The sequence below is a fragment of the Streptomyces sp. NPDC031064 genome (genome assembly GCF_055570965.1).
This window is the reverse complement of record NZ_JBVIGF010000002.1, coordinates 495,599-520,652: the sequence shown is the minus strand read 5'-3', so window position 1 is coordinate 520,652 and position 25,054 is coordinate 495,599. Positions and strand designations below refer to the sequence as shown.

The window sequence follows — 25,054 nt, the reverse complement described above, 5'->3', positions numbered from 1 at the left end:
GAAACCCGGGGTATCCCAGGGCTCACGCCACATTGACCCTCTGCCCGGGAGGCGCCGCCTCCAGCCAGGCGAGGAAGCCGGTGAGCGCGTCCTCGCTCATCGCCAGCTCCAGGTGGCGCCCGTGGTGCAGGCAGCCCAGCACCACCGAGTCGGAGAGCAGCGCCAGCTCCTCCTCGCCCTCGGGCATCCGGCGCGCCAGCACCTCGATGCCGGAGCGCTCCAGGACCCGGCGGGGACGGGGCGCGTACGAGAAGACACGGAACCAGGCGATCCGGTCGCCGCTGTAGCGGGCGACGCCGTACACCCACCCCTTGCCGGTGGGGTTCCCGGCGGAGCCAGGGGCAGCGTCACCGTCCTCCGGCACGTTCCAGCGCAGGCTGCAGTCGAAGGTGCCGCCGGAGCGCTGGATCAGCCGCCGGCGCAGTCCGAACACGAAGAGACCGATCACCACCAGCGCGACGACCAGGGCGCTCACCAGCAGAGCGAGGAACATCTCCACCGACCTCCTCGCATCGTTCGTTCAAGGAATACAACCTGCACCTGCATCGACCTCAGCCGCGGCACGGTCTGGATGATTCCAGACCGGGCCGCGGCTGAGGGCACAACTGTCGGCGCGGTGCGTCAGTGCACCGCTACCGCGCGCAGCCGGACCTCGGCGCGCCGCTCGGCGGCGGCGTCCGACTCTGCCTTCGCGCGCTCCAGCGCACGCTCGGCGCGCTGGGGGTCGATCTCGTCCGCCAGCTCGGCGATCTCGGCGAGCAGCGACAGCTTGTTGTCGGCGAACGTGATGAAACCGCCGTGCACGGCGGCGACGACAGTCCCGCCCTCACTCGTACGGATGGTCACCGGGCCCGACTCCAGCACACCGAGCAGCGGCTGGTGGCCGGGCATGACGCCGATGTCGCCGGAGGTGGTGCGCGCGATGACCAGGGTGGCCTCGCCGGACCAGACACTCCGGTCCGCGGCGACCAGCTCGACGTGCAGCTCAGCAGCCAAGGGTGGCTCCTCGGGTCACCACCCGGCGTGTGCCGGGTGTTGGGTCATAAGTCTAGTAGGGCTCCCGGCGTGGAAACGCCGGGGTCCCTCGGTCAAACGGGGCGTACGAAGGGGGGCGGGACGCGTGCCCGCCCCCCTCACGAGTCACGGGACTCAGGAGACGCCGAGCTCCTTGGCGTTCTTCTTGAGGTCCTCAAGACCACCGCACATGAAGAAGGCCTGCTCGGGGAAGTGGTCGTACTCACCGTCGCAGATCGCGTTGAACGCGGCGATCGACTCGTCGAGCGGCACGTCCGAACCGTCCACGCCGGTGAACTGCTTGGCGGCGTGGGTGTTCTGGGACAGGAAGCGCTCGACGCGACGGGCACGGTGGACAACGAGCTTGTCCTCCTCGCCCAGCTCGTCGATACCGAGGATCGCGATGATGTCCTGGAGGTCCTTGTACTTCTGGAGGATTCCCTTGACGCGGGTGGCCGCGGCGTAGTGGTCCTCGGAGATGTAGCGCGGGTCCAGGATCCGGGACGTGGAGTCCAGCGGGTCCACGGCCGGGTAGATGCCCTTCTCGGAGATCGGACGGGAGAGAACCGTCGTCGCGTCGAGGTGGGCGAAGGTGGTGGCCGGGGCCGGGTCGGTCAGGTCGTCCGCGGGGACGTAGATCGCCTGCATCGAGGTGATCGAGTGACCACGCGTCGAGGTGATGCGCTCCTGCAGCAGACCCATCTCGTCGGCCAGGTTCGGCTGGTAACCCACCGCGGACGGCATACGGCCGAGCAGGGTGGACACCTCGGAGCCGGCCTGGGTGAACCGGAAGATGTTGTCGATGAAGAAGAGCACGTCCTGCTTCTGCACATCGCGGAAGTACTCCGCCATGGTCAGACCGGCCAGGGCGACGCGCAGACGGGTGCCCGGGGGCTCGTCCATCTGGCCGAAGACCAGGGCGGTCTTGTCCAGAACGCCGGACTCTTCCATCTCCGCGATGAGGTCGTTGCCCTCACGGGTGCGCTCGCCGACGCCCGCGAAGACGGAGACGCCCTCGTGGAGGTTGGCGACACGCATGATCATTTCCTGGATCAGCACGGTCTTGCCGACACCGGCACCACCGAACAGACCGATCTTTCCACCCTTGACGTACGGGGTGAGAAGGTCGACGACCTTCAGGCCGGTCTCGAACATCTCGGTCTTGGACTCGAGCTGGTCGAAGTCGGGGGCCTTACGGTGGATCGGCCAGCGCTCACCGACGTTGGCGTTCTCCTCGGGGACGTTCAGCACCTCACCGAGGGTGTTGAACACCTTGCCCTTGGTGAAGTCGCCGACCGGCACCGTGATGCCGTTGCCCGTGTCGGTCACCGGGGCCTGGCGGACCAGACCGTCGGTGGGCTGCATCGAGATGGTGCGGACCAGGCCGTCACCCAGGTGCTGGGCGACCTCCAGGGTCAGCGTCTTCTTCTTGCCGTCCTCGGCCGGGTCGGCAACCTCGACGTGCAGCGCGTTGTAGATCTCCGGCATCGCGTCGACGGGGAACTCCACGTCGACGACCGGGCCGATGACCCGCGCGACGCGGCCCGTCGCCGTGGCCGTCTCAACAGTGGTGGTCATTACTTGTCACTCCCCGCGGTCGCGTCGGCCAGGGCGCTCGCGCCACCGACGATCTCGCTGATTTCCTGGGTGATTTCGGCCTGGCGGGCCGCGTTGGCAAGCCGGGAGAGGCTGTTGATCAGGTCTCCGGCGTTGTCGGTCGCCGACTTCATCGCGCGGCGGCGGGCAGCGTGCTCGGAAGCGGCGGCCTGAAGCAGCGCGTTGTAGACACGGCTCTCGACGTACCGCGGCAGCAGGGCGTCGAGGACGTCCTCGGCCGACGGCTCGAAGTCGAACAGCGGAAGGATCTCGCCCTTGCTCCCCGTCTCCTCCGCCGCCTTCTCCAGGCTGAGCGGGAGCATCCGGTTCTGCACGGGCGTCTGCGTCATCATCGACACGAATTCCGTGAAGACGATGTGCAGCTCGTCGACCCCGCCCTCGGCCGTCTCCTTGGTGACGGCCTCGATGAGCGGCGCGGCGACCGCCTTGGCGTCCGCGTAGCTCGGGCTGTCGGTGAAGCCGGTCCACGAGTCCGCGACCTTGCGCTCACGGAACCCGTAGTAGGCGACACCCTTGCGGCCGACGATGTACGTGTCGACCTCCTTGCCCTCGCCGCGCAGCCGCTCGGTGAGCTGGTCCGCGGCCTTGATGGCGTTGGACGAGTAGCCGCCGGCCAGACCGCGGTCGCTCGTGATGAGCAGGACGGCGGCCCGGGTCGGGTTGTCCGTCTCGGTGGTCAGCGGGTGGTTCGTGTTCGACCCGGTGGCCACCGCGGTGACCGCGCGGGTGAGCTCGGTCGCGTACGGCGTGGAGGCCGCCACCTTGCGCTGCGCCTTGACGATGCGCGAGGCGGCGATCATCTCCATCGCCTTGGTGATCTTCTTGGTCGCCGTGACGGATTTGATGCGACGCTTGTAGACCCGGAGCTGCGCTCCCATGAGTCAGGTCCCTTCCGTCGTCACTTCGAGACGTTGACGGCGGCCGGGGCGTCTTCAGCCAGCAGCTTGCCGTCCGACGTCTCGAACTGCTTCTTGAACGCGGCGATGGCGTCGGCGACGGCCGTGAGGGTGTCGTCGGACATCTTCGCGCCCTCGCGGATCGAGGTCATCAGCCCCTTGTGCTCGCGGTGCAGGTAGTCCAGCAGCTCCGACTCGAAGCGGCGGATGTCCGCGACCGGGACGTCGTCCATCTTGCCCGTGGTGCCGGCCCAGACGGAGACGACCTGGTTCTCGGTCGGCATCGGCTGGTACTGGGGCTGCTTCAGCAGCTCGACCATGCGCTTACCGCGCTCCAGCGAGGCCTTCGACGCGGCGTCCAGGTCGGAACCGAAGGCGGCGAACGCCTCCAGCTCACGGAACTGGGCGAGGTCCACGCGCAGCCGGCCGGAGACCTGGCGCATCGCCTTGTGCTGGGCGGAGCCACCGACACGGGAGACCGAGATACCGACGTTCAGGGCCGGACGCTGACCGGCGTTGAACAGGTCGGACTCCAGGAAGCACTGGCCGTCGGTGATGGAGATGACGTTGGTGGGGATGAACGCCGAGACGTCGTTGGCCTTGGTCTCGACGATCGGCAGACCCGTCATCGAACCGGCGCCCATGTCGTCGGAGAGCTTGGCGCAGCGCTCCAGCAGACGCGAGTGCAGGTAGAAGACGTCACCCGGGTAGGCCTCGCGGCCCGGCGGGCGGCGCAGCAGGAGGGAGACGGCACGGTAGGCGTCGGCCTGCTTCGACAGGTCGTCGAAGATGATCAGGACGTGCTTGCCCTGGTACATCCAGTGCTGACCGATGGCGGAGCCGGTGTAGGGCGCCAGGTACTTGAAGCCGGCCGGGTCGGACGCCGGGGCGGCGACGATGGTCGTGTACTCCAGGGCACCGGCCTCCTCCAGCGCGCCGCGCACGGACGCGATGGTGGAGCCCTTCTGGCCGATGGCGACGTAGATGCAGCGGACCTGCTTCTTCGGGTCGCCCGAGCGCCAGTTGTCGCGCTGGTTGATGATCGTGTCGACGGCCAGGGCGGTCTTGCCGGTCTGACGGTCACCGATGATGAGCTGGCGCTGACCACGGCCGATCGGGGTCATGGCGTCGACGGCCTTGTAGCCGGTCTCCATCGGCTCGTGCACCGACTTGCGCTGCATGACCGTGGGTGCCTGCAGTTCGAGGGCACGGCGGCCCTCGGTCGCGATCTCGCCGAGACCGTCGATCGGGTTGCCGAGCGGGTCGACGACCCGGCCCAGGTAACCCTCGCCGACAGCGACGGACAGGACCTCGCCGGTGCGGGTGACCGGCTGGCCCTCCTCGATGCCGCTGAACTCACCGAGGACAATGGCACCGATCTCGCGCTCCTCGAGGTTGAGGGCGAGGCCGAGGGTGCCGTCCTCGAACTTCAGCAGCTCGTTCGCCATGGTCGAGGGCAGACCCTCGACCTTCGCGATGCCGTCGCCGGCAAGGCTGACCGTACCGACCTCCTCGCGCGAGGCCGCGTCCGGCTTGTACGACTGGACAAAGTTCTCCAGCGCGTCCCGGATCTCCTCCGGCCGGATCGTGAGCTCCGCCATCTGGGTTCCCTGCTCTCCTTGTTGGGCCCGAAGTTTCTTTGGGGGATCTGGGGGCTCCCCCCAGAACTTCTGCATCCTCTGCACGGCCCAACCGGGCCGTAGGTAACGCTTGTTGAGTTGGTGCTGGTCAGCCGGCCAGACGCCGGGCAGCCTCGTCGAGGCGGCCTGCGACCGTGCCGTTGATGACCTCGTCGCCGACCCGCACCGAGATCCCGCCGAGGACCGTGGGGTCCACGTCCAGGTTCAGGTGCATCTGGCGGCCGTACAGCTTCGCCAGCACGGCGCCGAGGCGCTGCTTCTGCTGGTCGCTCAGCGGCACCGCCGAGGTGACGACCGCGACCATCCGGTCCCGGCGCGCCGCGGCGAGCTTGGACAGGGACTCGAGTCCCGCTTCCAGGCTACGTCCCCGGGGCTGGGTAACAAGACGGACGATCAGTCGCTCGGTGGCCGGATTGGCCCTGCCGCCGAGCAGGCTGCGCAGCAGCTCGCCCTTGGCGGACGCGGTGGCCGCCTTGTCGGTCAGCGCGGCCCGCAGCTCGGTGCTCGACTGGACGATCCGGCCGAACCGGAACAGCTCGTCCTCGACGTCGTCGAGCGCGCCGGCCTGCTGCGCCGCGGTGAGGTCCGCGGTGTTCGCCAGCTCCTCGAGGGAGTCGACGAGGTCACGCGAGTACGACCAGCGGGACCGGACCATGCCGGAGACCAGGTCGACGGCTTCCCCGCCCACCTGACCGCTCAGCAGTCGCGTGGCCAGGTCGGCCTTGGCCTCACCGGCCTGCGCCGGGTCGGTCAGGACCCGACGCAGCGACACCTCGCGGTCGAGCAGCGCGGTAACGGCGGCCAGCTCACCGGCGAGCTTCGCCACGTCGACCGACGTGTTGTCGGTCAGCGCGTCGAGACGCTCGCGCGCGGCAGCCAGTGCCTCGCGGCTCGCTCCGTTCATCGGGCGGCCTCGGCCTTCTCCTCGAGCTCGTCGAGGAAGCGGTCGATGGTGCGGCTCTGGCGGGCGACGTCCTCGAGGGACTCGCCGACCAGCTTGCCGGCCAGGTCGGTGGCGAGCTTGCCCACGTCCTGGCGCAGCGCGGTCGCCGCGGCCTTGCGGTCGGCCTCGATCTGGGCGTGGCCGGCCGCGATGATCTCCTCGCGCTGGCGCTGGCCTTCCGCCTTCATCTCCTGGATGATCGCGGTGCCCTGCTCCTGCGCCTCCTGACGCAGCCGCGCGGCCTCGTGGCGGGCCTCGGCGAGCTGAGCCTTGTACTGCTCCAGCACACTCTGGGCTTCGATCTGGGCCGACTCGGCCTTCTCGATGCCGCCCTCGATCGCCTCGCGGCGCTGCTCCAGAACCTTGTTGATGTTCGGGAGGAGCTTCTTGGCGAGGAAAGCGAAGACGATGACGAAGGCGATCAGGCCGATGACGAGCTCGTCGAGATGCGGGACGATAGGAGGCTGAGGCTCCTCCGCCGCCGCAAGGAACAGAGCGTTCACATCAGTGCCTTCCGTGAAAGGGGTTGGGCTGTCGGTTCCGGCTTACTGGAAGACGAAGCCCATGACGATGCCGATGAGGGCGAGCGCCTCACAGAAGGCGAAACCCATGATCTGGTTGGTACGGATCAGACCGGCCGCCTCGGGCTGGCGGGCGAGGGCCTGGGTGCCGTTACCGAAGATGATGCCGACGCCGACGCCGGGGCCGATGGCCGCGAGGCCGTAGCCAACAGCGTTCATGTTGCCGGAGACGGTGTTCTCGGCGGCGAGGGTCTGGAGAACGGACATGCCGGATCTTCCTTCTCTTTCAATGACCCGGTGGGGGTTGGCCACCGGATGACTGGGGGTCTTTTGGGAGGGGCTGGCTCAGTGGTGCTCGGAGAGCGCGCCCTGTACGTAGCTGCAGGCCAGGAGGACGAAGACGTACGCCTGGACGGCCTGGATGAAGAGCTCGAAGGCGGTCATCGCGACGACCATCACGAAGGAGGCACCGGCGTAGACGAAGCCGAACCCGTTCATCAGGTACCAGGTGGCCAGCGAGAACATCACGATCAGCATGTGGCCGGCGAACATGTTCGCGAAGAGCCGGACCGCGTGCGTGAAGGGCCGGATGATCAGGTTGGAGAGGAACTCCAGCGCCATGACCATCGGGAGGATCGGGCCGAGGTTCTTGTCGTAGCCGAGGATGTTCTTCCAGCCGCCCACGAAGCCGTGCTTCTTGAAGGTCAGGCTGACCCACATCACGTAGACGACCAGGGCGAGACCGGCCGGGAAGGCGATCAGCGAGGTGACCGGGAACTGGGCGAGCGGGATGATCGACCAGAGGTTCAGGATCCAGACGAAGAAGAACAGCGACACCATGAAGGGGACGTACTTCTCGCCGTCCTTCTTGCCGATGATCTCGTAGACGATGCCGCGGCGGACGAAGTCGTACCCGGCCTCACCGATCATCTGCACCTTGCCGGGCACCAGCTTCGGCTTGGCGAAGGCGGCCCAGAAGAAGACGACGATCGCGATCGAGCCCAGGAGGGCCAGCAGCATCGGCTTCGTGAACTCGAAGCCGGCCACGGTGGCGATGGGCTCGTACATGAACGTGTGGAGGCCCGGCGCCGGGAAGCCGCATCCGGAGAAGATGTGACAGCTCGGGTCGAAGGCAAGCGTCTGGTCAGCACTCACCGCGGGCTCCTTCAGCGTGGCGCATAGGTACGGCAACCTCGTTGTGTCGGCGCGGCACGCAGCCGCGGGTCGGCACTGGACTGGTCTTACGGATGGGGGGGCGGCGGTTCGGCGTCGAGCCTCGCGCTGGGACAGGCGTCAGCTCGGATGGCCGCGCCCGCAGTGCCGCAGTTGGCACCGGACGATAGCAGCATCGCGAACGCGCGTTTATCCCGGCCCTACTCCTCACGTCGACGGCCCCGTCTTCTCGGGCTTCGAGCCCTTTTCGGAGGCGGGGTCCACGTAGAGGATCTTGGCCTTCATGTAGGCGCGGGCCTGGGCCGCGACCCAGACGATGGTCGCCGCGAGCAGCGTGAAGGCGAAGGCCTTGAAGTCGAACAGCGTGGTGTTCTTGAGCAGGGCCATGAACATGAACAGCAGTAGCAACTGAGCCATGTAGAGCATCAGCCCCATGGCCTGGAAGAGCTGCGGCAGAGACTTGGCCGTCCGCTGGAGCACCACCAGCCCGATCCCCATGAAGAGGACGACCACGAGCGTGCCGGCCACGGCGCCGATCGCGCCCTTGCCGCCGGCGACCACACCGCTCACCACGGTGGCGACAGCGCCGGTGGCGAGCGTGGGTACGGCGGCGTACAGCAGGGTGCGTGCGTCGTTGGACGGCATGGCGGCATCTCCGCTTGCTGGTGGGGGCAGTGGTGTCGTCATGGACGAGCGTAAGCCCGGTCCGAGGCGTGCTCTCGGGGGCCGAGGAACCGTCGCACTACGGTCCTTCGGCTCTGTCGCCGGGTCTCGTGAACGGTATCACAAACTATTTGATGAGGTCTTTACCCGGGGGTGTGCCAACTCTCACACATGAGAGTGACCCTGCGCGTGTGTGCAAGACAGCGGATCGGTTTGTCTGGTAAAGGCTCCGGCTGGGCGGTTCGTCAACCGGGCGTTCCGGCCTTCCGCCGGTCGTGGAGCTCGGGAAGGGCACTGAGGGCGGTCGCCCCGTTGACTCCCGCCGGGACCGGTACGCGCTCGGTCTCCTCCTCGTACGCGGACGACGGCACCGCTTCCGCGACCGCCGGCCGCACCTTCCGGCGGCGGTAGCGCGGCGGGACGAAGGCCTCCGCCCAGCGCGGGGCGCGCGGCGTGAAGCGCGGCAGCAGCAGGAGCACCAGCCCGATCGCGCTCAGCGCGACGATCACCAGCACGATCCACATCGACGCCGAGTGCACCGAGTAGGCCAGCGTCCCGAAGGCGATCAGCGCCGACCAGAAGTACATGATCAGCACGGCACGGCTGTGCGAGTGGCCGATCTCCAGCAGCCGGTGGTGCAGGTGCCCCCGGTCGGCCGCGAACGGCGACTGGCCGTTCCACGTCCGGCGCACGATCGCCAGCACGAGGTCGGCCACCGGGATCGCGATGATGGTCAGCGGCAGCAGCAGCGGGATGAAGACCGGCAGCGCGGCGTGCGTGGCCTCACGGGTCGAGCCCTCGAAGATCTTCAGCGCGTCGGGGTCGACCTGGCCGGTGATCGAGATCGCGGAGGCGGCCAGCACCAGGCCGATCAGCATCGAGCCGGAGTCACCCATGAAGATCCGCGCCGGGTGCATGTTGTGCGGCAGGAAGCCCAGGCACATGCCCATCAGGATCACGGCGAACAGCGTCGCCGGGGCGGCCGCCTCGATGGTGAAGCCGTACCAGATGCGGTAGGCGTACAGGAAGAACGCGGCGGCGGCGATGCACACCATGCCGGCGGCCAGGCCGTCGAGGCCGTCGACGAAGTTCACCGCGTTGATGGTGATGACGACCAGGGCGACGGTCAGCAGCGTGCCCTGCCACTGCGTCAGGGCGACCGTACCGATGCCCGGGATGGGCAGCCACAGGATCGTCAGGCCCTGCATGACCATCACGCCCGCGGCGATCATCTGGCCGCCGAGCTTGATCAGGGCGTCGATCTCGAACTTGTCGTCCAGGACACCGATCAGCCAGATCAGGGCGGCGCCGGAGAGCAGCGCGCGCGGCTCGTTGGACAGCTCGAAGACGCTGTTGAGGTTGGTCAGGTGGTCCGCGACCAGCAGTCCCGCGCACAGCCCGAAGAACATGGCGATGCCGCCGAGCCGTGGTGTCGGTTCTCGGTGCACGTCGCGGGCGCGGATCTCCGGCATCGCTCCGGCCGCGATGGCGAACTTCCGCACCGGACCGGTCAGCAGATAGGTCACCGCGGCCGTGACACAGAGCGTCAGCAGGTAATCACGCACGGGCTGCCCCACAGGAATCGCTGGCCATCTCAGCCCCACACCCTAGCTCTGCCGTCCCCATGCTTGAGGACACACGTCCGCCGCCGGCGGTTGCACGGACGCTCTTCTACCCCCGATACGGTGGAAATCGCTCGGCCAGTTCACGTACCTCGGTACGGACCTTCCCGGCCACTTCCTCGCCCTCCTGGAGCGCCGCCGTGAACAGGGCGGCGATCCGCTCCATGTCCGTGGCGCCCATGCCCTGGGTCGTCACGGCGGCCGTGCCCAGCCGGATGCCGCGCCCGTCCCCGTACGGCAGGGCGCAGGTGTCCAGCACGATGCCGGCGGCGGCGAGGCGGGCCTTGGCGGCGCGTCCGTCGATGCCCAGGGGTGTCGGGTCGGCGGTGATCAGGTGGGTGTCGGTGCCGCCGGTGGTGATGGCGAAGCCCTCCTGGGCGAGCGCGTCGGCCAGCGCGCGGGCGTTGGCGACCACCCGATGGGTGTACGCCGCGAACTCCGGCGTCGCCGCCTCGCCGAACGCCACCGCCTTGGCGGCGATGGTGTGCATCTGGGCGCCGCCCTGCGTGAACGGGAACACCGCCCGGTCGATGCGCTCCGCGAGCTCGCTCCCGCAGAGCAGCAACCCGCCGCGCGGTCCGCGCAGCACTTTGTGCGTGGTCGCGCAGACGACGTCGGCGTACGGCACGGGGTTGGGCGCCGCCCCGCCCGCGACGAGCCCTATCGGGTGAGCCGCGTCGGCGATCAGGCACGCCCCGACCTCGTCGGCGATCTCGCGGAACTCGGCGTAGTCGATGTGCCGGGGGTATGAGATCGAGCCACATACGATCGCCTTCGGGCGGTGCTCGTGCGCGAGGACGCGGACCTGCTCGTAGTCGATGAGCCCGGACTCGGCGTCCACGCCGTACGGGACGAAGTCGAACCAGCGGCCGGAGAAGTTCGCCGGCGACCCGTGCGTCAGGTGCCCCCCGTACGCCAGCCCCATCGCCAGCACGGTGTCCCCCGGCCGCAGCAGCGCCGCGTACGCCGCGAGGACGGCGGAGGAGCCCGAGTGGGCCTGCACGTTCGCGTGATCGGCCCCGAACAGCGCGGTGGCCCGCTGCACGGCGATCCGCTCGGCGGCGTCCACGTACGCGCACCCGCCGTGGTACCGGGCGCCGGGGTACCCCTCGGCGTACTTGTTGGCGAGCGGCGACCCGAGGGCGGCGAGCACGGCGGGCGAGGCGAAGTTCTCGGCGGCGATCAACTGCAGGCTGTCGGCCTGCCGCCGCTCCTCCCCCGCGAGCACGTCGGCGATCTCGGGATCCTGCCGACGCAGGGCATCGACGTCACGCACATCGGCGGCAGCAGCGGTGACCGGCATCAGTGGCTCCATGCGTGGGCGGGCCCCGTCACCCCCAATGTAGGCCCGCCACCACACCACCGCGCGGGAACACCGCTCAACGCTTGGCCGAGACCCCCGTCAGGGCCGTGACCACCGGGTCCAGGGCCTGCTGGATCTCGTCGCCGATGGAGCGGAAGAAGGTGATCGGCGCGCCGTAGGGGTCGTTGACCTCGTCCGCTTCCGCGCTGGGGGCGAGGAGCCAGCCGCGGAGGGCGGCGGCAGCGCGGACCAGGGCGCGGGCGCGTTCGACCATGCCGTCGCTGAGGGGGTCCGGGAGAGTCGCCGGATCTATCGCCCGTACGAGGCGGGTGAACTCCTTCAGGGTGAACGTGCGCAGCCCCGCGCTGTGGCCCATCGAGATGACCTGGGCGCGGTGGTCGCGGGTCGCCGTCAGGACCAGGTCGGCGCGGATGACGTGCTCGTCGAGCAGCTCACGGCCGACGAAGCCGCTCGCGTCCGCGCCGAAGTCGGCGAGGACGATCTCGGCGTTGGCCTCCATGGGGGCACCCTCGTGGCCCCAGGTGCCGGCGCTCTCCACGATCAGGCCGCCGCCCATCGGGTCGCCCAGGCGGTCGCACAAGGCATGGCGGGTCAGCCGCTCGGTGATGGGCGAGCGGCAGACGTTGCCGGTGCTGACGTGGAGGATGCGGAACGAGCTCTCCGTGCCTATGCCACGCCCCTCAGGGGCGGTCAATTGGCCACCTCGAGGTCGGGTACCACCTTGCGCAGCTCCTCCACGGACAGGGCGCCCGCGCGCAGCAGGACCGGGACCTTGCCGGTGACGTCGACGATCGACGACGGGACGATGCCCGGCGTCGGACCGCCGTCCAGGTACACGGAGACGGAGTCGCCGAGCATGCCCTGCGCGGCGTCGCAGTCCTCCGGCGACGGGTGGCCGGTCAGGTTGGCCGACGAGACGGCCATCGGGCCGACCTCGGTGAGCAGCTCGATGGCGACCGGGTGCAGCGGCATCCGGATCGCCACGGTGCCGCGCGTGTCGCCGAGGTCCCACTGGAGCGACGGCTGGTGCCGGGCGACCAGCGTCAGGGCGCCCGGCCAGAAGGCGTCGACGAGCTCCCAGGCCTGCTCGGAGAAGTCCGTGACGAGGCCGTGCAGGGTGTTCGGCGAGCCGATCAGGACGGGGGTGGGCATGTTGCGGCCGCGCCCCTTGGCCTCCAGCAGGTCCGCGACGGCCTCCGGGCTGAAGGCGTCGGCACCGATCCCGTACACGGTGTCGGTGGGGAGGACGACGAGCTCGCCGCGGCGGACGGCGGACGCGGCCTCACGGAGGCCCGTCGTGCGGTCGGTCGCGTCGTTGCAGTCGTATCGCCGTGCCATCAGCGGGCCTCCTCGTACACGTTCTTCGTCATGGCATCGCCTTGCGCGCGGTCGCGAAGCGCGGGCGGTTGTTCAGGTCGGGGTGGTCGGCGGCGTCCGCCCAGCCGGCCTCCTCGTTGAAGATCCACGGCACCTGGCCGCCCTGGGTGTCGGCGTGCTCGACGACGACGAGGCCGCCGGGGCGCAGCAGCCGGTGGGCGGTGCGTTCGATGCCGCGGATGGTGTCGAGGCCGTCCTCGCCGGAGAAGAGCGCCATCTCCGGGTCGTGGTCGCGGGCCTCGGGCGCGACGTACTCCCACTCGGTGAGGGGGATGTACGGGGGGTTGGAGATGACCAGGTCGACCTGGCCGTCGAGCTCGGGGAGCGCCGTGAGGGCGTCGCCCTGGTGGACGGTGACCCGGGACCCCTCGGCGTTCTTGCGGGTCCACACCAGCGCGTCCTCGGACAGCTCCACGGCGTGCACGCGCGAACGTGGCACCTCCTGGGCCATGGCGAGCGCGATGGCGCCCGAGCCGGAGCACAGGTCGACGATCAGCGGCTCGACGACGTCCATCGCCCGTACGGCGTCTATGGCCCACCCGACGACCGACTCGGTCTCGGGGCGCGGCACGAAGACGCCGGGCCCCACCTGGAGCTCCAGGTAGCGGAAGAACGCCCGCCCGGTGATGTGCTGGAGCGGCTCGCGGGCCTCGCGGCGGGCGACTGCCTCCCAGTAGCGGGCGTCGAAGTCCGCGTCCTTGACGTTGTGCAGCTCTCCCCGCTTGACGCCGTGCACGAACGCGGCGAGCTCCTCCGCGTCGAAGCGCGGTGACGGCACGCCGGCGTCGGCCAGCCGCTGGGTGGCCTGGGCCACCTCGGCAAGCAGCAGGTTCACGCTGGTCCTCCGGGCTGGGCGGGTTGCTGTATTACTCCGGTACTACTGCGGTGCTACTGCGGTGTTCACTGCGCGGCGGCGAGCTTCGCGGCGGAGTCGGCGTCGACACACGCCTGGATCACCGCGTCGAGCTCCCCGTCGAGCACCTGGTCCAAGTTGTACGCCTTGAAGCCGACCCGGTGGTCCGAGATCCGGTTTTCCGGGAAGTTGTACGTCCGGATCTTCTCGGACCGGTCGACCGTGCGCACCTGGCTGCGGCGCGCGTCGGCGGCGTTCTTCTCGGCCTCCTCCTGGGCGGCGGCGAGCAGCCTGGAGCGCAGGATACGCAGGGCCTGCTCCTTGTTCTGGAGCTGGCTCTTCTCGTTCTGGCAGGAGGCGACGATGCCGGTCGGCAGGTGGGTGATGCGTACGGCGGAGTCCGTGGTGTTGACGGACTGGCCGCCGGGGCCGGAGGACCGGTAGACGTCGATGCGCAGGTCGTTGGCGTGGATCTCGACGTCGATCTCCTCGGCCTCGGGCGTCACGAGGACACCGGCGGCGGAGGTGTGGATACGGCCCTGGGACTCGGTGGCGGGCACGCGCTGCACGCGGTGCACCCCGCCCTCGTACTTCAGCCGCGCCCAGACGCCCTGGCCGGGCTCGGTGGCGCCGTTGCCGCCCTTGGTCTTCACGGCGACCTGGACGTCCTTGTAGCCGCCGAGCTCGGACTCGGTGGCGTCGATGATCTCCGTCTTCCAGCCGACACGCTCGGCGTACCGCAGGTACATGCGCAGCAGGTCGCCGGCGAACAGGGCGGACTCGTCGCCGCCCGCGCCCGCCTTGATCTCCAGGATGACGTCCTTGTCGTCGCTGGGGTCGCGCGGGACGAGCAGCAGCCGCAGTTTGTCGGTCAGCTCCTCGCGCTGCTTCTCCAGCTCCTTGACCTCGGCGGCGAAGTCGGGGTCGTCGGCGGCCAGCTCGCGGGCGGTCTCGATGTCGTCACCGGTCTGCTTCCAGGAGCGGTACGTGGCGACGATGGGGGTCAGCTCGGCGTAGCGCTTGTTGAGCTTGCGGGCGTTGGCCTGATCGGCGTGGACCGACGGGTCGGCAAGCTTCTTCTCGAGATCGGCGTGCTCGCCGATCAGTTCCTCGACCGCCTCGAACATCTTCGGGCTCCTGGTTTCGCGAAATGGCTGCTGTGGAAGACGGCAAAGCGCCGGTCCCGGCCACCCCGACACGCGGGGCGGCCGGAGACCGGCGCAGTGGCTCGCTACTTGGCGGAGCCGGCAGCCTTCTTGCCGAAGCGGGCCTCGAAGCGGGCCACACGGCCACCGGTGTCGAGGATCTTCTGCTTGCCCGTGTAGAACGGGTGGCACTCGGAGCAGACCTCGGCACGGATGGTGCCGCCCTGGATCGTGCTACGGGTGGTGAACGACGCGCCACAGGTGCAGCTCACCTGCGTCTCGACGTACTCGGGGTGGATGTCGCGCTTCAAGGTGTCTCCTAGTTTCGGGAGGGCACCGGGTCGCACGTGCGGGATGCACGGGCGTGAACCGGGGCCGACGTACCAGTCTGCCAGGACCGGCCGCATCTCCCAAAACCGGGGGGTGGCCGGATCTATTCCGGCAACCCGGCCGGCTGCCCGGCCGCCTACCTGACCACCCCGTCGGCCTGCCCCTTGGCGGCGTCCGCGGTGGCGGAGGCGGGGATCGGCCGGTCGGCCTTGAGGGCGGCCCACACCTGCTGGGACTGGGCCTTCAGCGGTATCACGCGGTTGAGGTTGGCGGGGTCGTACTGGACCGGCAGCGTGATCATGTGGACGTCGTCGGCGCCGAGCTGCTTCAGCCCGCTCGCGAAGTCCGCGAGCTCCTTGACGGAGTCCAGCTCGGAGTCGGGGGTGATCGCCTTGGTGGCGGTGTCGGCGAGGTCCCACAGCTTCTTGGGGCTGGTGAAGACGCCGACGCTCTTGGCCTGCTCGATGAAGGCCTTCATGAACGCCTGCTGGAGCTGTATTCGGCCGAGGTCGCTGCCGTCGCCGACGCCCTTGCGGGTGCGGACGAGGCCGAGGGCCTGCTCGCCGCCGAGCGTGTGGGTGCCGGCGGGCAGGTCGAGGCGGCTGCTCTTGTCGGTGATCGGCTTGGTGGTGGTGATCTCCACGCCGCCGAGCTCGTCGATGAGCTTCTTGAAGCCGGTGAAGTCGACCTCGATGTAGTGGTCCATGCGGATGCCGGACATCTTCTCGACCGTCTTCACCGCGCAGGCCGGGCCGCCGACCTCGTACGCCGTGTTGAACATGGCCTTGCGCTGGCCGGGCACGTTCGCACCGGTCTTGTCGGTGCAGTCGGGCCGCTCGATGATCGTGTCGCGCGGTACGGAGACGACGCTGGCCTTCTTGTGGCCCTCGTACACGTGCAGGATCATCGCGGTGTCCGAGCGGGCGGCGCCCTCGTCCCTGCCGTACTCGCCGTTGGCGCCGGAACGGGTGTCGGAGCCGAGGACCAGGATGTCCATGGAGCCGTTGTCGACGTTCTGCGGGCGGTCGTCGTCGCCCAGTTGGGCGTTGATGTCGACGCTGTCGATGTTGCCGTTGAGCGTGAAGTACGCGTAACCGAGCCCGCACCCGCCGACCAGGACCACTCCGGCGGCGGACCAGGCCGCGACGGTGAGCGCCCGGCGGCCCTTGCCGGGCTGACGGCGGCGGCGTCCGGTGGCGCGTATTCGGCTGGTCTTGCTGCCCTGCTCGGCCATGTTCTCCTCAGTCCTCGCTGGTTCCGCTACCCCCGGGCGCAGTGATCAGGCACTGTCGGCCTGTCAGACGGGGAGGCGGCCCAAAGGGTTGCACGGCCGGCTAAGAGGTCCTTAAGAACGCGCTGTGCCCACCGCGCGTTGGCGCGATGGGCACAGACTGTGTTTCACCTGCGGTTTTCCAAGGGCCGGGGGTCCGGGACGGCTCGTTGGAGAACCGCCCCGGACGTGGCGAACATCGCATGCTGCCGGCCCTCGGGGCCTCGGTCAGCCGAGCAGGTTGTACGCCTGCCAGCCGGTGCCGAAGTCCTTGCGGGCGAGGAAGCCGCCCCTGCCGTTGCCGGGGTACAGCCAGAGCTTGCCGGCCGTGTCACGGGCGAGGACGTCGGCGACGCCGTCGCTGTTGACGTCACCGGTGGTGGCGAGGGCGTTCATGGAGCCGAAGGCGGCGACCAGGACGGGCGCGGCCCACGGCTTGGTGGCGACGCCGGTGCCCTTGTACAGGTAGGTCTTGCCGTCCGTGGCGCGGGCGAAGATGTCGGCCTTGCCGTCGTTGGTGAAGTCACCGTGGCCGCGGATCATCGTGAACTTGCCCCAGCCGGTGCCGACGCTGATCGGCGTGCCGAAGGCGCCGGTGCCGCGGCCCGGGTAGACGCGCATGGTGCCGACGGAGTCGACCGCGACCAGGTCGGGCAGCTCGTCACCGGTGACGTCACCGGGGGTGAGGATCGCCTTGTGCTTGCCCCAGCCCTTGGCGATGAGCTTGGACTGCCACTCGCCGGCCCCGATGGAGTAGTGGTCCCAGTAGACGTCGCCGTTGTAGCGGTTCAGCAGGTCCGTGAGGCCGTCGCGGTCCAGGTCGTTCTGGAGCGCCAGGGTGAAGCCGCCGAAGTAGCCGAGGTTCTGCGTGCGGCTCAGCGAGGTGACCTTCGAGGTCCAGCCGAACAGGGTGGAGTCCGAGGTGCGGCGGGCCAGCAGGTCGGCGGTGTGGTCGCCGTTCCAGTTGGCGTCGTCGACCCGGGACTGGACCGGCGCGGAGTAGGTGGAGACCTTCGCGTACACGCCGTACTTGCCGGCGGCCGAGCAGTCGATGTCACCCCACGAGACGACGCCGACGAGCTTGCCGCCGACGACCAGCGGGCCGCCGGAGTCGCCGTTGCAGGTGGTCTCGCTGGTCTCGTCACTGCCGGTGGGCGGGTCGCCCGCGCACAGCATGTGGCCCTTGATGAAGCCGTCCGGGTAGGCGGCGGCGCAGCTCGTGTCCGAGACGGTGTCGGCGTCGGCGACCTTCAGGGTCTGCGAGCCGCTGTCGGGCTCGGTGGAGCTGGTGCGGCCCCAGCCGTAGACCTTGCCGTCCAGGCCCGCCTGGTACAGCGCGCCATCCGTCGGCTGCGCGAGCGGCAGCGGCTTGGCGGTGGTGGGCGTGTCCAGCGTCAGCACGGCCACGTCGTTGTCGAGCGTGTAGTCGCTGTACTGCGGGTGGTTCCACTGGCGGGAGACGAGGTGGGCCGTGCCGCCGTGCAGGTCGTCGCCGGTGGGGAGCTGGTCGGTGCCGGTGATGACGACACCGTCCGAGTACCACTTGATGCCCTTGACACAGTGGGCGGCGGTGAGGATCTTCGTCGGGGCGATCACCGTGCCACCGCAGAAGTAACCGGCGCCGGTGCTGTCCCAGAAGTGGAGCTGCGCCATCCAGGGCGCGGTGGAGATGGTGGTCTCCTGGCCGCCGATGATGCGGGCGCTGGGCGCGCTGCCGGAGCTGCTGTCGGCCTCCGGCTCCTTGCCGAGGCTACGCGCGCTGCGCTCGTCGGCCTTCATCGCCCTGGCCGCCCGCTGCGCCAGCTCCTCCTGCGAGACCGTGTCACCGGCCCGCGGCGGCGCCACGCTGATCCGCGGGGCCTCGTTCGCCTCCGCGGAGTCCGAGCCGGTGACGGCGATGCCCGCCCCCACCAGTGCGACGACTGCGGCCGCGGCCGGCAGCGCGATGGTCATACGGCGCCGGTGCCGGCCGCCGCGCGTGCGAATCTGCACTGAGTAAACCCCTTGGGTCGACCCGGCGCAGCGCGACCGCCGCGCCGGAAGAATCCATGACGATGGCGGGGCATGGCTGGTGTGCGGGCAGCACGCCGGAAAACCCCCCTGGCCTCGGCTCGTGCTGCGCGGCGGAAATCCCCCCACCTCGATGCGTGGATGCTACGCCTGTCAACAGGAGCTTGACCAGCGGCCGGTGAGAAAACGGTGAAAATCGAGACCGCCCCGTCACCGAGGTGACGGGGCGGTCCCTTATGCGTTCCTGATGCGACGTCAGTCGTTGCCGTTGCCGGCCGACGGGGTCGTCTTCTGGATCTGGAGCAGGAACTCGGCGTTCGACTTCGTCTGCTTCATCTTGTCGAGCAGCAGCTCGATCGCCTGCTGCTGGTCGAGCGCGTGCAGCACCCGGCGCAGCTTCCAGACGATGCCCAGCTCCTCGCTGCCGAGGAGGATCTCCTCCTTGCGCGTACCGGACGCGTCGACGTCGACGGCCGGGAAGATGCGCTTGTCGGCGAGCTTCCGGTCGAGCTTGAGCTCCATGTTGCCGGTGCCCTTGAACTCCTCGAAGATCACCTCGTCCATGCGCGAGCCGGTGTCGACCAGCGCGGTGGCCAGGATGGTCAGCGAGCCGCCGTCCTCGATGTTGCGCGCGGCACCGAAGAAGCGCTTCGGCGGGTAGAGCGCGGTCGAGTCGACACCACCGGACAGGATGCGGCCGGAGGCGGGGGCCGCGAGGTTGTACGCACGGCCCAGGCGGGTGATCGAGTCCAGCAGGACGACCACGTCGTGACCCAGCTCGACGAGGCGCTTGGCGCGCTCGATGGCCAGCTCGGCGACGGTGGTGTGGTCCTCGGCCGGGCGGTCGAAGGTCGAGGAGATGACCTCGCCCTTGACCGACCGCTGCATGTCGGTGACCTCTTCCGGACGCTCGTCGACGAGGACGACCATCAGGTGGCACTCGGGGTTGTTGTGGGTGATCGCGTTGGCGATCGCCTGCATGATCATGGTCTTGCCGGTCTTCGGCGGCGCCACGATCAGGCCTCGCTGGCCCTTGCCGATCGGCGACACGAGGTCGATGATACGCGTGGTCAGCACACCCGGGTCGGTCTCCAGACGGAGGCGGTCCTGCGGGTAGAGCGGGGTCAGCTTGTTGAACTCCGGGCGGCCGCGGCCGGAGTCGGCCGCCATGCCGTTGGCCGAGTCCAGGCGGACCAGCGCGTTGAACTTCTCGCGGCGCTCGCCCTCCTTCGGCTGGCGCACGGCACCGGTGATGTGGTCACCCTTGCGCAGGCCGTTCTTGCGGACCTGGGCGAGCGAGACGTACACGTCGTTCGGGCCGGGCAGGTAGCCCGAGGTCCGGATGAACGCGTAGTTGTCGAGGATGTCCAGGATGCCCGCGACGGGGATCAGGACGTCGTCCTCGGAGACCTGCGGCTCGCCGCCCGCGAAGTCGTCGCGGCCACGACGGCCACGACGGTCGCGGTAGCGCCCGCGGCGCCCGCGACGGCCGCCCTCGTCCTCGAAGTCGTCCTGCGGGCCGCCCTGGCCCTGCTGGCCGCCCTGGCGCTGCTGGCGCTGGCCGCCCTGCTGGTCGTCGCCCTTGCCGCCACGGTCACGCTGACGGTCGCGCTGACGGTCCCGGCGGTCGCCGCGGCCCTCGCCGCGCTCGCCGCGGTCGCGCTGGCGGTCGCGACGGCCGCCCTCGGCGGTGTCCACGGACGCCTCGGCCTTGGCCTCCGGCTGCGCGTCGGTCTTCGTGTCGGTCCTGGCCTCCGTACGGACGTCGGTGCGCACCTCGGTGCGGACGTCGCCCTCGGGGCTGCCGGCCGGCGCGGTGGCACGGCGGCGGCGGCGCTCACCGGCGGGCTGGTCCTCACCCGCGGCGGCCTGCTCCGACGGAGCCGACTGCTTGGGGGACGGCTGGCCGGGGATCTCGATCTGCTGCTGCGCCACGGCCTTGTCGGCCTTGTCGGCGGCCTTCTCGGCCTTGGCGGCGGTCTTGTCGACGGCCTTGTCGGCGGTCTCCTCGCCCGTACGGGCCTTGGAGGTGGCGCGGCGCTTCGGCTTCGTCTCGGCGGCTCCGGCCGCGTCGGCGGCCTTGGGCGCGGAGGCGCCGCCTCCGGCCTGCGCCTCCTTGATGACCTCGATCAGTTGGCTCTTGCGCATCCGCGCGGTGCCCCTGATGCCGAGGCCTGACGCGACCTGCTGCAGCTCGGCCAGGACCATGCCCTCGAGGCCGGTGCCGGAGCGGCGGCGCCGTGACGTGGTGCCAGTGGCAGCACCTGCGGCGGGCGCGGCGGTGTCGACACTGTTGTCGGCAGTCACGCCCATCAGATCGGTGGTGTCGCTCACGAAGGGTCCTTCCCTGGAGCGGACGTCGGCCTTCTGGCTCGGCGACCGGTTGTGCTGTCCGACAGCGGTCCTTGATCGGTGGACCGAGTCGGGGCGGTGGTCCCGCCGGGTACGGCGGAGAAGAAAAACGTGCTTGGGTCCGGCCCGAGGCCCCCTGCTCGGCCCGCTCCTGGGAAAAGCGAGGGGTGTCGCGCGCCGGTTCCGGAGCGTGCTCGAAACTGCTCAGGCAGGCTGCTCAGGCAGTGGAGGAGGCTCCCGGAAGAATGGTGGTCCCGGATGGGGACACTCAGCACCGCGCCACAAAGACGTCGGGTGCAGACTTGAGGTTAACACTACCGGCTCCAACAAACATTCCCCCTCTCCAACACCGGCAACCGTGTTACTACGGGGCGAGCGGCAGAACGCTCGCGCCCGAGACGTCGAGGGCCAGCCTGTTGGCCGCCCAGCCCTCGCCCGCCAGCCGCGCGACCTTCTCGGCCGCGCCGTCCTCGGCCAGCGCGAGCACCGTGGGGCCCGCACCGGAGATGACCGCGGGAACACCGTCCGCACGCAGTCGGTTCACAAGGTCGATGCTCTGCGGCATCGCAGGCGCCCGGTACTCCTGGTGGAGCCGGTCCTCGGTGGCGGCGAGCAGCAGCTCGGGCCGCCTGGTCAGGGCCTCGACCAGCAGGGCCGCCCGGCCGGCGTTGACCGCGGCGTCCACGTGCGGGACGGTGCGCGGCAGCAGGCCGCGGGCGGTCTCGGTGAGGACCGGCTTCCCGGGGACGAAAACCACCGGAACGATGGAATCGGCGGGGTCCATCCTGATCGCGCGGGCCGCGCCGCCCTCGGTCCAGGCGAGCGTGAAGCCGCCGAGCAGGCAGGCGGCCACGTTGTCGGGGTGGCCCTCGATCTCGGTGGCGAGCTCCAGCAGCGCCGCGTCGTCGAGCCTGGCGTCGCCGCCTATGGTCACCGCGCGGGCGGCGACGATGCCGGCGCAGATGGCCGCCGAGGAGGAGCCGAGGCCGCGGCCGTGCGGGATGCGGTTGGCGCAGACGACCTCCAGGCCGCGCGGCTGCCCGCCGAGCAGATCGAAGGCCGTGCGCAGGGAGCGTACGAGCAGATGGCTCTCGTCGCGCGGGAGGGTGTCGGCGCCCTCTCCGGCGATGTCGATGTGCAGCCCGGAGTCGGCGACCCGGACGACGACGTCGTCGTACAGCCCCAGCGACAGGCCGAGGGCGTCGAAGCCCGGGCCGAGGTTGGCGCTGGTGGCGGGAACGCGCACCCGGACGGCGGCGGCGCGGAACGCGGGACCGGCCATCGCTCGATGACTCTCCTTGAATCTGACGACGTAGGTTGTCGCGGTTTTCGAGGTTTCAGGGGTTTCAGGGGTTTTACGAGAAGTACGAAGACCCATGGGCCGCAGCGGCATCAACGGCAACAGCACCGCGGCATATGCGGCGGGGCGGGTTCGGTACAGCCTATCGAAGGAAGGTTCTGTGGCGACATAGGGCGCACAGGAGGCGCACGATGCGTGTCGCGAGCCTGCCCGTGCTCCTGTGTACGGCGCCGTACGGGTTGCGGTTTTCAGCCAATCTTCGCCCTTGTGGGGCGCCCGATCGCCGCTGGGTGCCCGGCCCTTCCATTGGCCGGGACCGGACGGGCGAGGCGCGGACGCCCCGGCGTGCGGGCCCGCCCCGGGACGGCCGGCCCCGGACCGGTCCGGAGCCCGAGCCGGTGCCCGCCGGGGCGGGCGCCGGACGAGGCCGGAGCGTGCGGATCGGGGCGCGAACCCTGCCGGACCAGGCCTCTGCCGGGCCTGAACCCGGTCGCGAGCGAAGCCCTGCCCGGCGCCGACCGGATGGAAACCGTTCCGCGCCGGACCGGCGCCCGGCCCGCTCCCGGCCGTGGGCCGACCCGCCTCCGTAAGGGAACCGGCCCCGGGCCCGGCCTCAGACCAGTCCGAGCCGCTCCGCGGCCGTGGCCGCGTCGACGGGGACGGTGACCGGCTGGGGGGCTCCGGCGACGGCCCAGTCGGGGTCCTTGAGGCCGTTTCCGGTCACGGTGCACACGATCTTCTGCCCCGGGTCCACCTTGCCCTGCTCGGCGGCCTTCAGCAGGCCGGCGACGGACGCGGCGGAGGCGGGCTCGACGAAGACGCCCTCCTGGGAGGCCAACAGCCGGTAGGCGCGCAGGATCTCACGGTCCGTCACCTCGTCGATGAAGCCGCCCGACTCGTCCCGCGCGGCCAGCGCGTACGTCCAGGAGGCCGGGTTGCCGATCCGGATCGCGGTGGCGATGGTCGACGGGTCCTTGACCACCTCGCCGCGCACGATGGGCGCGGAGCCGGAGGCCTGGAAGCCCCACATGCGGGGCGTGCGGGTGGAGACCTTGTCCGCCGCGTACTCCTTGTAGCCCTTCCAGTACGCGGTGATGTTGCCGGCGTTGCCGACGGGCAGGACGTGGATGTCGGGGGCGTCACCCAGCATGTCCACGATCTCGAACGCGGCGGTCTTCTGGCCCTCGATACGGACCGGGTTGACCGAATTGACCAGCGCCACCGGGTAGTTGTCGGACAGCGCGCGGGCCAGCGTCAGGCAGTCGTCGAAGTTGCCGTCGACCTGGAGGATCTTGGCGCCGTGGACGAGGGCCTGGCCCATCTTGCCGAGGGCGATCTTGCCCTGGGGTACGAGGACGGCGGACACCATGCCCGCGCGGACGGCGTACGCCGCCGCCGAGGCGGAGGTGTTGCCGGTGGAGGCGCAGATGACGGCCTGCGCGCCCTCCTCCTTGGCCCGGGTGATGGCCATGGTCATGCCGCGGTCCTTGAAGGAGCCGGTGGGGTTGGCGCCCTCGACCTTCAGGTGGACCTCACAGCCCGTGCGCTCGGAGAGCACCTGCGCGGGCACGAGCGGCGTGCCACCCTCACGGAGCGTGACGACCGGGGTCGTGTCCGTGACCGGCAGCCGGTCGCGGTACTCCTCGATGATTCCGCGCCACTGGTGAGTCATTGCTGGTTACTCTCCTTCGACCCGCATGATGCTGGCGACACCACGCACGGTGTCGAGCTTGCGCAGCGCCTCGACCGTCCCGGAGAGGGCGGCGTCGGGCGCGCGGTGGGTGACGACGACGAGGGACGCCTCGCCGTCCTTGCCCTGCTGGCGCACCGTATCGATGGATACGCCGTGCTCGGCGAAGACCGTCGCCACCTGGGCGAGGACGCCCGGCTTGTCGGCCACGTCGAGGCTGATGTGGTACCGCGTCACGACGTCGCCCATGGGGCTGACGGGGAGCTGCGTGTACGCGGACTCGCCGGGACCCGTCGCGTCGTTGAGGCGGTTGCGGCAGACGGCGACGAGGTCGCCGAGGACGGCGGACGCGGTCGGCGAGCCGCCGGCACCGGGCCCGTAGAACATGAGCTGCCCGGCGGCGTCCGCCTCGACGAAGACGGCGTTGTACGCGCCGCGCACGGAGGCCAGCGGGTGGCTGAGCGGGATCATCGCGGGGTGCACGCGCGCGGTGACGGACTCGCCGTCGGCGGCGCGCTCGCAGATGGCGAGCAGCTTGATGGTGCAGCCCATGCGCTTGGCGGAGGCGAAGTCGGCGGCGGTGACCTCGGTCATGCCCTCGCGGTACACGTCGTCGAGGCGTACGCGCGTGTGGAAGGCGATACCGGCCAGGATGGCGGCCTTGGCGGCGGCGTCGAAGCCCTCGACGTCGGCGGTCGGGTCGGCCTCCGCGTAACCGAGCGCGGTCGCTTCGTCGAGCGCCTCCGAATACCCGGCCCCGGAGGTGTCCATCTTGTCGAGGATGAAGTTCGTGGTGCCGTTGACGATGCCCAGGACCCGGTTGACCTTGTCGCCGGCGAGGGACTCGCGCAGCGGGCGGATCAGCGGGATGGCGCCGGCGACGGCCGCCTCGTAGTACAGGTCCTGCCCGTGCTCCTCGGCGGCGGCGTACAGCTTCTGGCCGTCCTCGGCGAGGAGCGCCTTGTTCGCGGAGACGACGGACGCGCCGTGCTCGAAGGCGGTGGTGATGAGCGTGCGGGCGGGCTCGATGCCCCCGATGACCTCGACGACGACGTCGATGTCACCGCGTTTGACCAGGGCGGTGGCGTCGGTGGTGATGAGCTCGGCGGGGATGCCCTCACGCACCTTGGAGGGCCGGCGGACGGCGACGCCGGCGAGCTCGACCGGTGCGCCGATGCGCGCCGCGAGGTCGTCGGCGTGCGTCGTCATGATGCGCGCCACCTCTGAGCCGACCACTCCACAGCCCAGCAGCGCCACCTTCAGCGGACGCGTACGCATCATCCGACCTCACTTCTCATACTTCTACGGTGTGGA

Annotated in this window: 23 protein-coding genes; all 23 read right to left on the bottom strand. The window is 70.0% G+C overall.

The genetic code is table 11. The features are described 5' to 3' along the window. Nucleotides 1-22: 22 nt before the first annotated feature. The 23 genes from ACZ46W_RS09110 to ACZ46W_RS09000 all read right to left on the bottom strand — a co-directional run bounded on the left by ACZ46W_RS09110 (nt 23) and on the right by ACZ46W_RS09000 (nt 25,021). Entirely contained in the window at nt 23-493 is a 471-nt protein-coding gene (locus tag ACZ46W_RS09110) for a DUF2550 domain-containing protein (protein ID WP_468333723.1), read from the bottom strand. Nucleotides 494-621: 128 nt separating this feature from the next. Further along, the gene (locus tag ACZ46W_RS09105; RefSeq protein ID WP_073754366.1) at nt 622-996 is read right to left on the bottom strand and encodes a F0F1 ATP synthase subunit epsilon; all 375 of its coding nucleotides are present in this window, start codon (nt 994-996) and stop codon (nt 622-624) included. 153 nt (nt 997-1,149) lie between these two features. Beyond that, entirely contained in the window at nt 1,150-2,592 is a 1,443-nt protein-coding gene (gene atpD, locus ACZ46W_RS09100) for a F0F1 ATP synthase subunit beta (RefSeq protein ID WP_382665980.1), read from the bottom strand. Continuing rightward, nucleotides 2,592-3,509 (bottom strand): F0F1 ATP synthase subunit gamma, encoded by a 918-nt coding sequence (locus ACZ46W_RS09095; RefSeq protein ID WP_468333718.1) that lies wholly within the window; start codon nt 3,507-3,509, stop codon nt 2,592-2,594. Before ACZ46W_RS09095 ends, atpD begins: the two co-directional genes overlap by 1 nt. Before the next feature lie 20 nt (nt 3,510-3,529). Further along, nucleotides 3,530-5,128, bottom strand: a complete 1,599-nt coding sequence (gene atpA, locus ACZ46W_RS09090; protein ID WP_366127350.1) for a F0F1 ATP synthase subunit alpha — start codon at nt 5,126-5,128, stop codon at nt 3,530-3,532. Between the two features lie 127 nt (nt 5,129-5,255). Further along, nucleotides 5,256-6,071, bottom strand: coding sequence for a F0F1 ATP synthase subunit delta (locus tag ACZ46W_RS09085; RefSeq protein WP_468333714.1), 816 nt, complete (start codon nt 6,069-6,071; stop codon nt 5,256-5,258). After that, nucleotides 6,068-6,613 carry a F0F1 ATP synthase subunit B gene (locus ACZ46W_RS09080; protein ID WP_366127352.1) on the bottom strand — a complete coding sequence of 182 codons (546 nt, stop codon included), beginning with the start codon at nt 6,611-6,613 and terminating at the stop codon, nt 6,068-6,070. Before ACZ46W_RS09080 ends, ACZ46W_RS09085 begins: the two co-directional genes overlap by 4 nt. Before the next feature lie 42 nt (nt 6,614-6,655). After that, on the bottom strand, nt 6,656-6,898 hold the full coding sequence (atpE, locus tag ACZ46W_RS09075) for an ATP synthase F0 subunit C (protein WP_290111532.1): 243 nt from the start codon (nt 6,896-6,898) through the stop codon (nt 6,656-6,658). 78 nt (nt 6,899-6,976) lie between these two features. Beyond that, nucleotides 6,977-7,786, bottom strand: coding sequence for a F0F1 ATP synthase subunit A (gene atpB, locus ACZ46W_RS09070; protein WP_468333710.1), 810 nt, complete (start codon nt 7,784-7,786; stop codon nt 6,977-6,979). A 225-nt stretch (nt 7,787-8,011) separates the two neighbouring features. Further along, nucleotides 8,012-8,449: a hypothetical protein gene (locus ACZ46W_RS09065; protein WP_366127354.1), complete on the bottom strand. Its 438-nt coding sequence runs from the start codon at nt 8,447-8,449 to the stop codon at nt 8,012-8,014. Nucleotides 8,450-8,712: 263 nt separating this feature from the next. Further along, entirely contained in the window at nt 8,713-10,032 is a 1,320-nt protein-coding gene (locus ACZ46W_RS09060) for an undecaprenyl/decaprenyl-phosphate alpha-N-acetylglucosaminyl 1-phosphate transferase (protein WP_468333706.1), read from the bottom strand. A gap of 106 nt (nt 10,033-10,138) precedes the next feature. Further along, nucleotides 10,139-11,392 (bottom strand): serine hydroxymethyltransferase, encoded by a 1,254-nt coding sequence (locus ACZ46W_RS09055; RefSeq protein ID WP_468333703.1) that lies wholly within the window; start codon nt 11,390-11,392, stop codon nt 10,139-10,141. Nucleotides 11,393-11,468: 76 nt separating this feature from the next. After that, complete coding sequence (locus tag ACZ46W_RS09050; protein WP_366127357.1) at nt 11,469-12,107, bottom strand: arsenate reductase/protein-tyrosine-phosphatase family protein; 639 nt, start codon at nt 12,105-12,107, stop codon at nt 11,469-11,471. Continuing rightward, entirely contained in the window at nt 12,104-12,751 is a 648-nt protein-coding gene (locus tag ACZ46W_RS09045) for an L-threonylcarbamoyladenylate synthase (RefSeq protein WP_468333699.1), read from the bottom strand. Before ACZ46W_RS09045 ends, ACZ46W_RS09050 begins: the two co-directional genes overlap by 4 nt. A 28-nt stretch (nt 12,752-12,779) precedes the next feature. After that, a complete protein-coding gene (gene prmC / locus ACZ46W_RS09040; RefSeq protein ID WP_366127359.1) occupies nt 12,780-13,625 on the bottom strand; it encodes a peptide chain release factor N(5)-glutamine methyltransferase in 846 nt (281 codons plus the stop codon). Nucleotides 13,626-13,690: 65 nt separating this feature from the next. Next, nucleotides 13,691-14,770, bottom strand: coding sequence for a peptide chain release factor 1 (gene prfA, locus ACZ46W_RS09035; protein ID WP_468333695.1), 1,080 nt, complete (start codon nt 14,768-14,770; stop codon nt 13,691-13,693). Between the two features lie 104 nt (nt 14,771-14,874). After that, nucleotides 14,875-15,099 carry a 50S ribosomal protein L31 gene (gene rpmE / locus ACZ46W_RS09030; protein ID WP_126883229.1) on the bottom strand — a complete coding sequence of 75 codons (225 nt, stop codon included), beginning with the start codon at nt 15,097-15,099 and terminating at the stop codon, nt 14,875-14,877. A gap of 155 nt (nt 15,100-15,254) precedes the next feature. Continuing rightward, a complete protein-coding gene (locus ACZ46W_RS09025; RefSeq protein WP_468333691.1) occupies nt 15,255-16,352 on the bottom strand; it encodes an LCP family protein in 1,098 nt (365 codons plus the stop codon). Between the two features lie 264 nt (nt 16,353-16,616). Next, nucleotides 16,617-18,380 (bottom strand): trypsin-like serine protease, encoded by a 1,764-nt coding sequence (locus ACZ46W_RS09020; RefSeq protein WP_468333688.1) that lies wholly within the window; start codon nt 18,378-18,380, stop codon nt 16,617-16,619. 273 nt (nt 18,381-18,653) lie between these two features. Next, nucleotides 18,654-20,732, bottom strand: a complete 2,079-nt coding sequence (gene rho, locus ACZ46W_RS09015; RefSeq protein WP_468333685.1) for a transcription termination factor Rho — start codon at nt 20,730-20,732, stop codon at nt 18,654-18,656. 382 nt (nt 20,733-21,114) lie between these two features. Further along, nucleotides 21,115-22,032, bottom strand: a complete 918-nt coding sequence (gene thrB, locus ACZ46W_RS09010) for a homoserine kinase (RefSeq protein WP_468333682.1) — start codon at nt 22,030-22,032, stop codon at nt 21,115-21,117. Between the two features lie 631 nt (nt 22,033-22,663). Next, entirely contained in the window at nt 22,664-23,722 is a 1,059-nt protein-coding gene (thrC, locus tag ACZ46W_RS09005; RefSeq protein WP_468333679.1) for a threonine synthase, read from the bottom strand. Nucleotides 23,723-23,728: 6 nt separating this feature from the next. Further along, nucleotides 23,729-25,021 (bottom strand): homoserine dehydrogenase, encoded by a 1,293-nt coding sequence (locus ACZ46W_RS09000; protein ID WP_468333676.1) that lies wholly within the window; start codon nt 25,019-25,021, stop codon nt 23,729-23,731. Between the last annotated feature and the right edge of the window lie 33 nt (nt 25,022-25,054).

What these genes read in the sequence shown, in the direction of transcription:
- ACZ46W_RS09065 (WP_366127354.1), bottom strand. Translation starts at nt 8,449, where the DNA reads ATGCCGTCCAACGACGCACGCACCCTGCTGTACGCCGCCGTACCCACG.
- prfA (WP_468333695.1), bottom strand. Translation starts at nt 14,770, where the DNA reads ATGTTCGAGGCGGTCGAGGAACTGATCGGCGAGCACGCCGATCTCGAG.
- ACZ46W_RS09045 (WP_468333699.1), bottom strand. Translation starts at nt 12,751, where the DNA reads ATGGCACGGCGATACGACTGCAACGACGCGACCGACCGCACGACGGGC.
- atpD (WP_382665980.1), bottom strand. Translation starts at nt 2,592, where the DNA reads ATGACCACCACTGTTGAGACGGCCACGGCGACGGGCCGCGTCGCGCGG.
- atpE (WP_290111532.1), bottom strand. Translation starts at nt 6,898, where the DNA reads ATGTCCGTTCTCCAGACCCTCGCCGCCGAGAACACCGTCTCCGGCAAC.
- ACZ46W_RS09055 (WP_468333703.1), bottom strand. Translation starts at nt 11,392, where the DNA reads ATGCCGGTCACCGCTGCTGCCGCCGATGTGCGTGACGTCGATGCCCTG.
- ACZ46W_RS09110 (WP_468333723.1), bottom strand. Translation starts at nt 493, where the DNA reads ATGTTCCTCGCTCTGCTGGTGAGCGCCCTGGTCGTCGCGCTGGTGGTG.
- ACZ46W_RS09095 (WP_468333718.1), bottom strand. Translation starts at nt 3,509, where the DNA reads ATGGGAGCGCAGCTCCGGGTCTACAAGCGTCGCATCAAATCCGTCACG.
- thrC (WP_468333679.1), bottom strand. Translation starts at nt 23,722, where the DNA reads ATGACTCACCAGTGGCGCGGAATCATCGAGGAGTACCGCGACCGGCTG.
- atpA (WP_366127350.1), bottom strand. Translation starts at nt 5,128, where the DNA reads ATGGCGGAGCTCACGATCCGGCCGGAGGAGATCCGGGACGCGCTGGAG.
- ACZ46W_RS09085 (WP_468333714.1), bottom strand. Translation starts at nt 6,071, where the DNA reads ATGAACGGAGCGAGCCGCGAGGCACTGGCTGCCGCGCGCGAGCGTCTC.
- ACZ46W_RS09000 (WP_468333676.1), bottom strand. Translation starts at nt 25,021, where the DNA reads ATGATGCGTACGCGTCCGCTGAAGGTGGCGCTGCTGGGCTGTGGAGTG.
- thrB (WP_468333682.1), bottom strand. Translation starts at nt 22,032, where the DNA reads ATGGCCGGTCCCGCGTTCCGCGCCGCCGCCGTCCGGGTGCGCGTTCCC.
- ACZ46W_RS09025 (WP_468333691.1), bottom strand. Translation starts at nt 16,352, where the DNA reads ATGGCCGAGCAGGGCAGCAAGACCAGCCGAATACGCGCCACCGGACGC.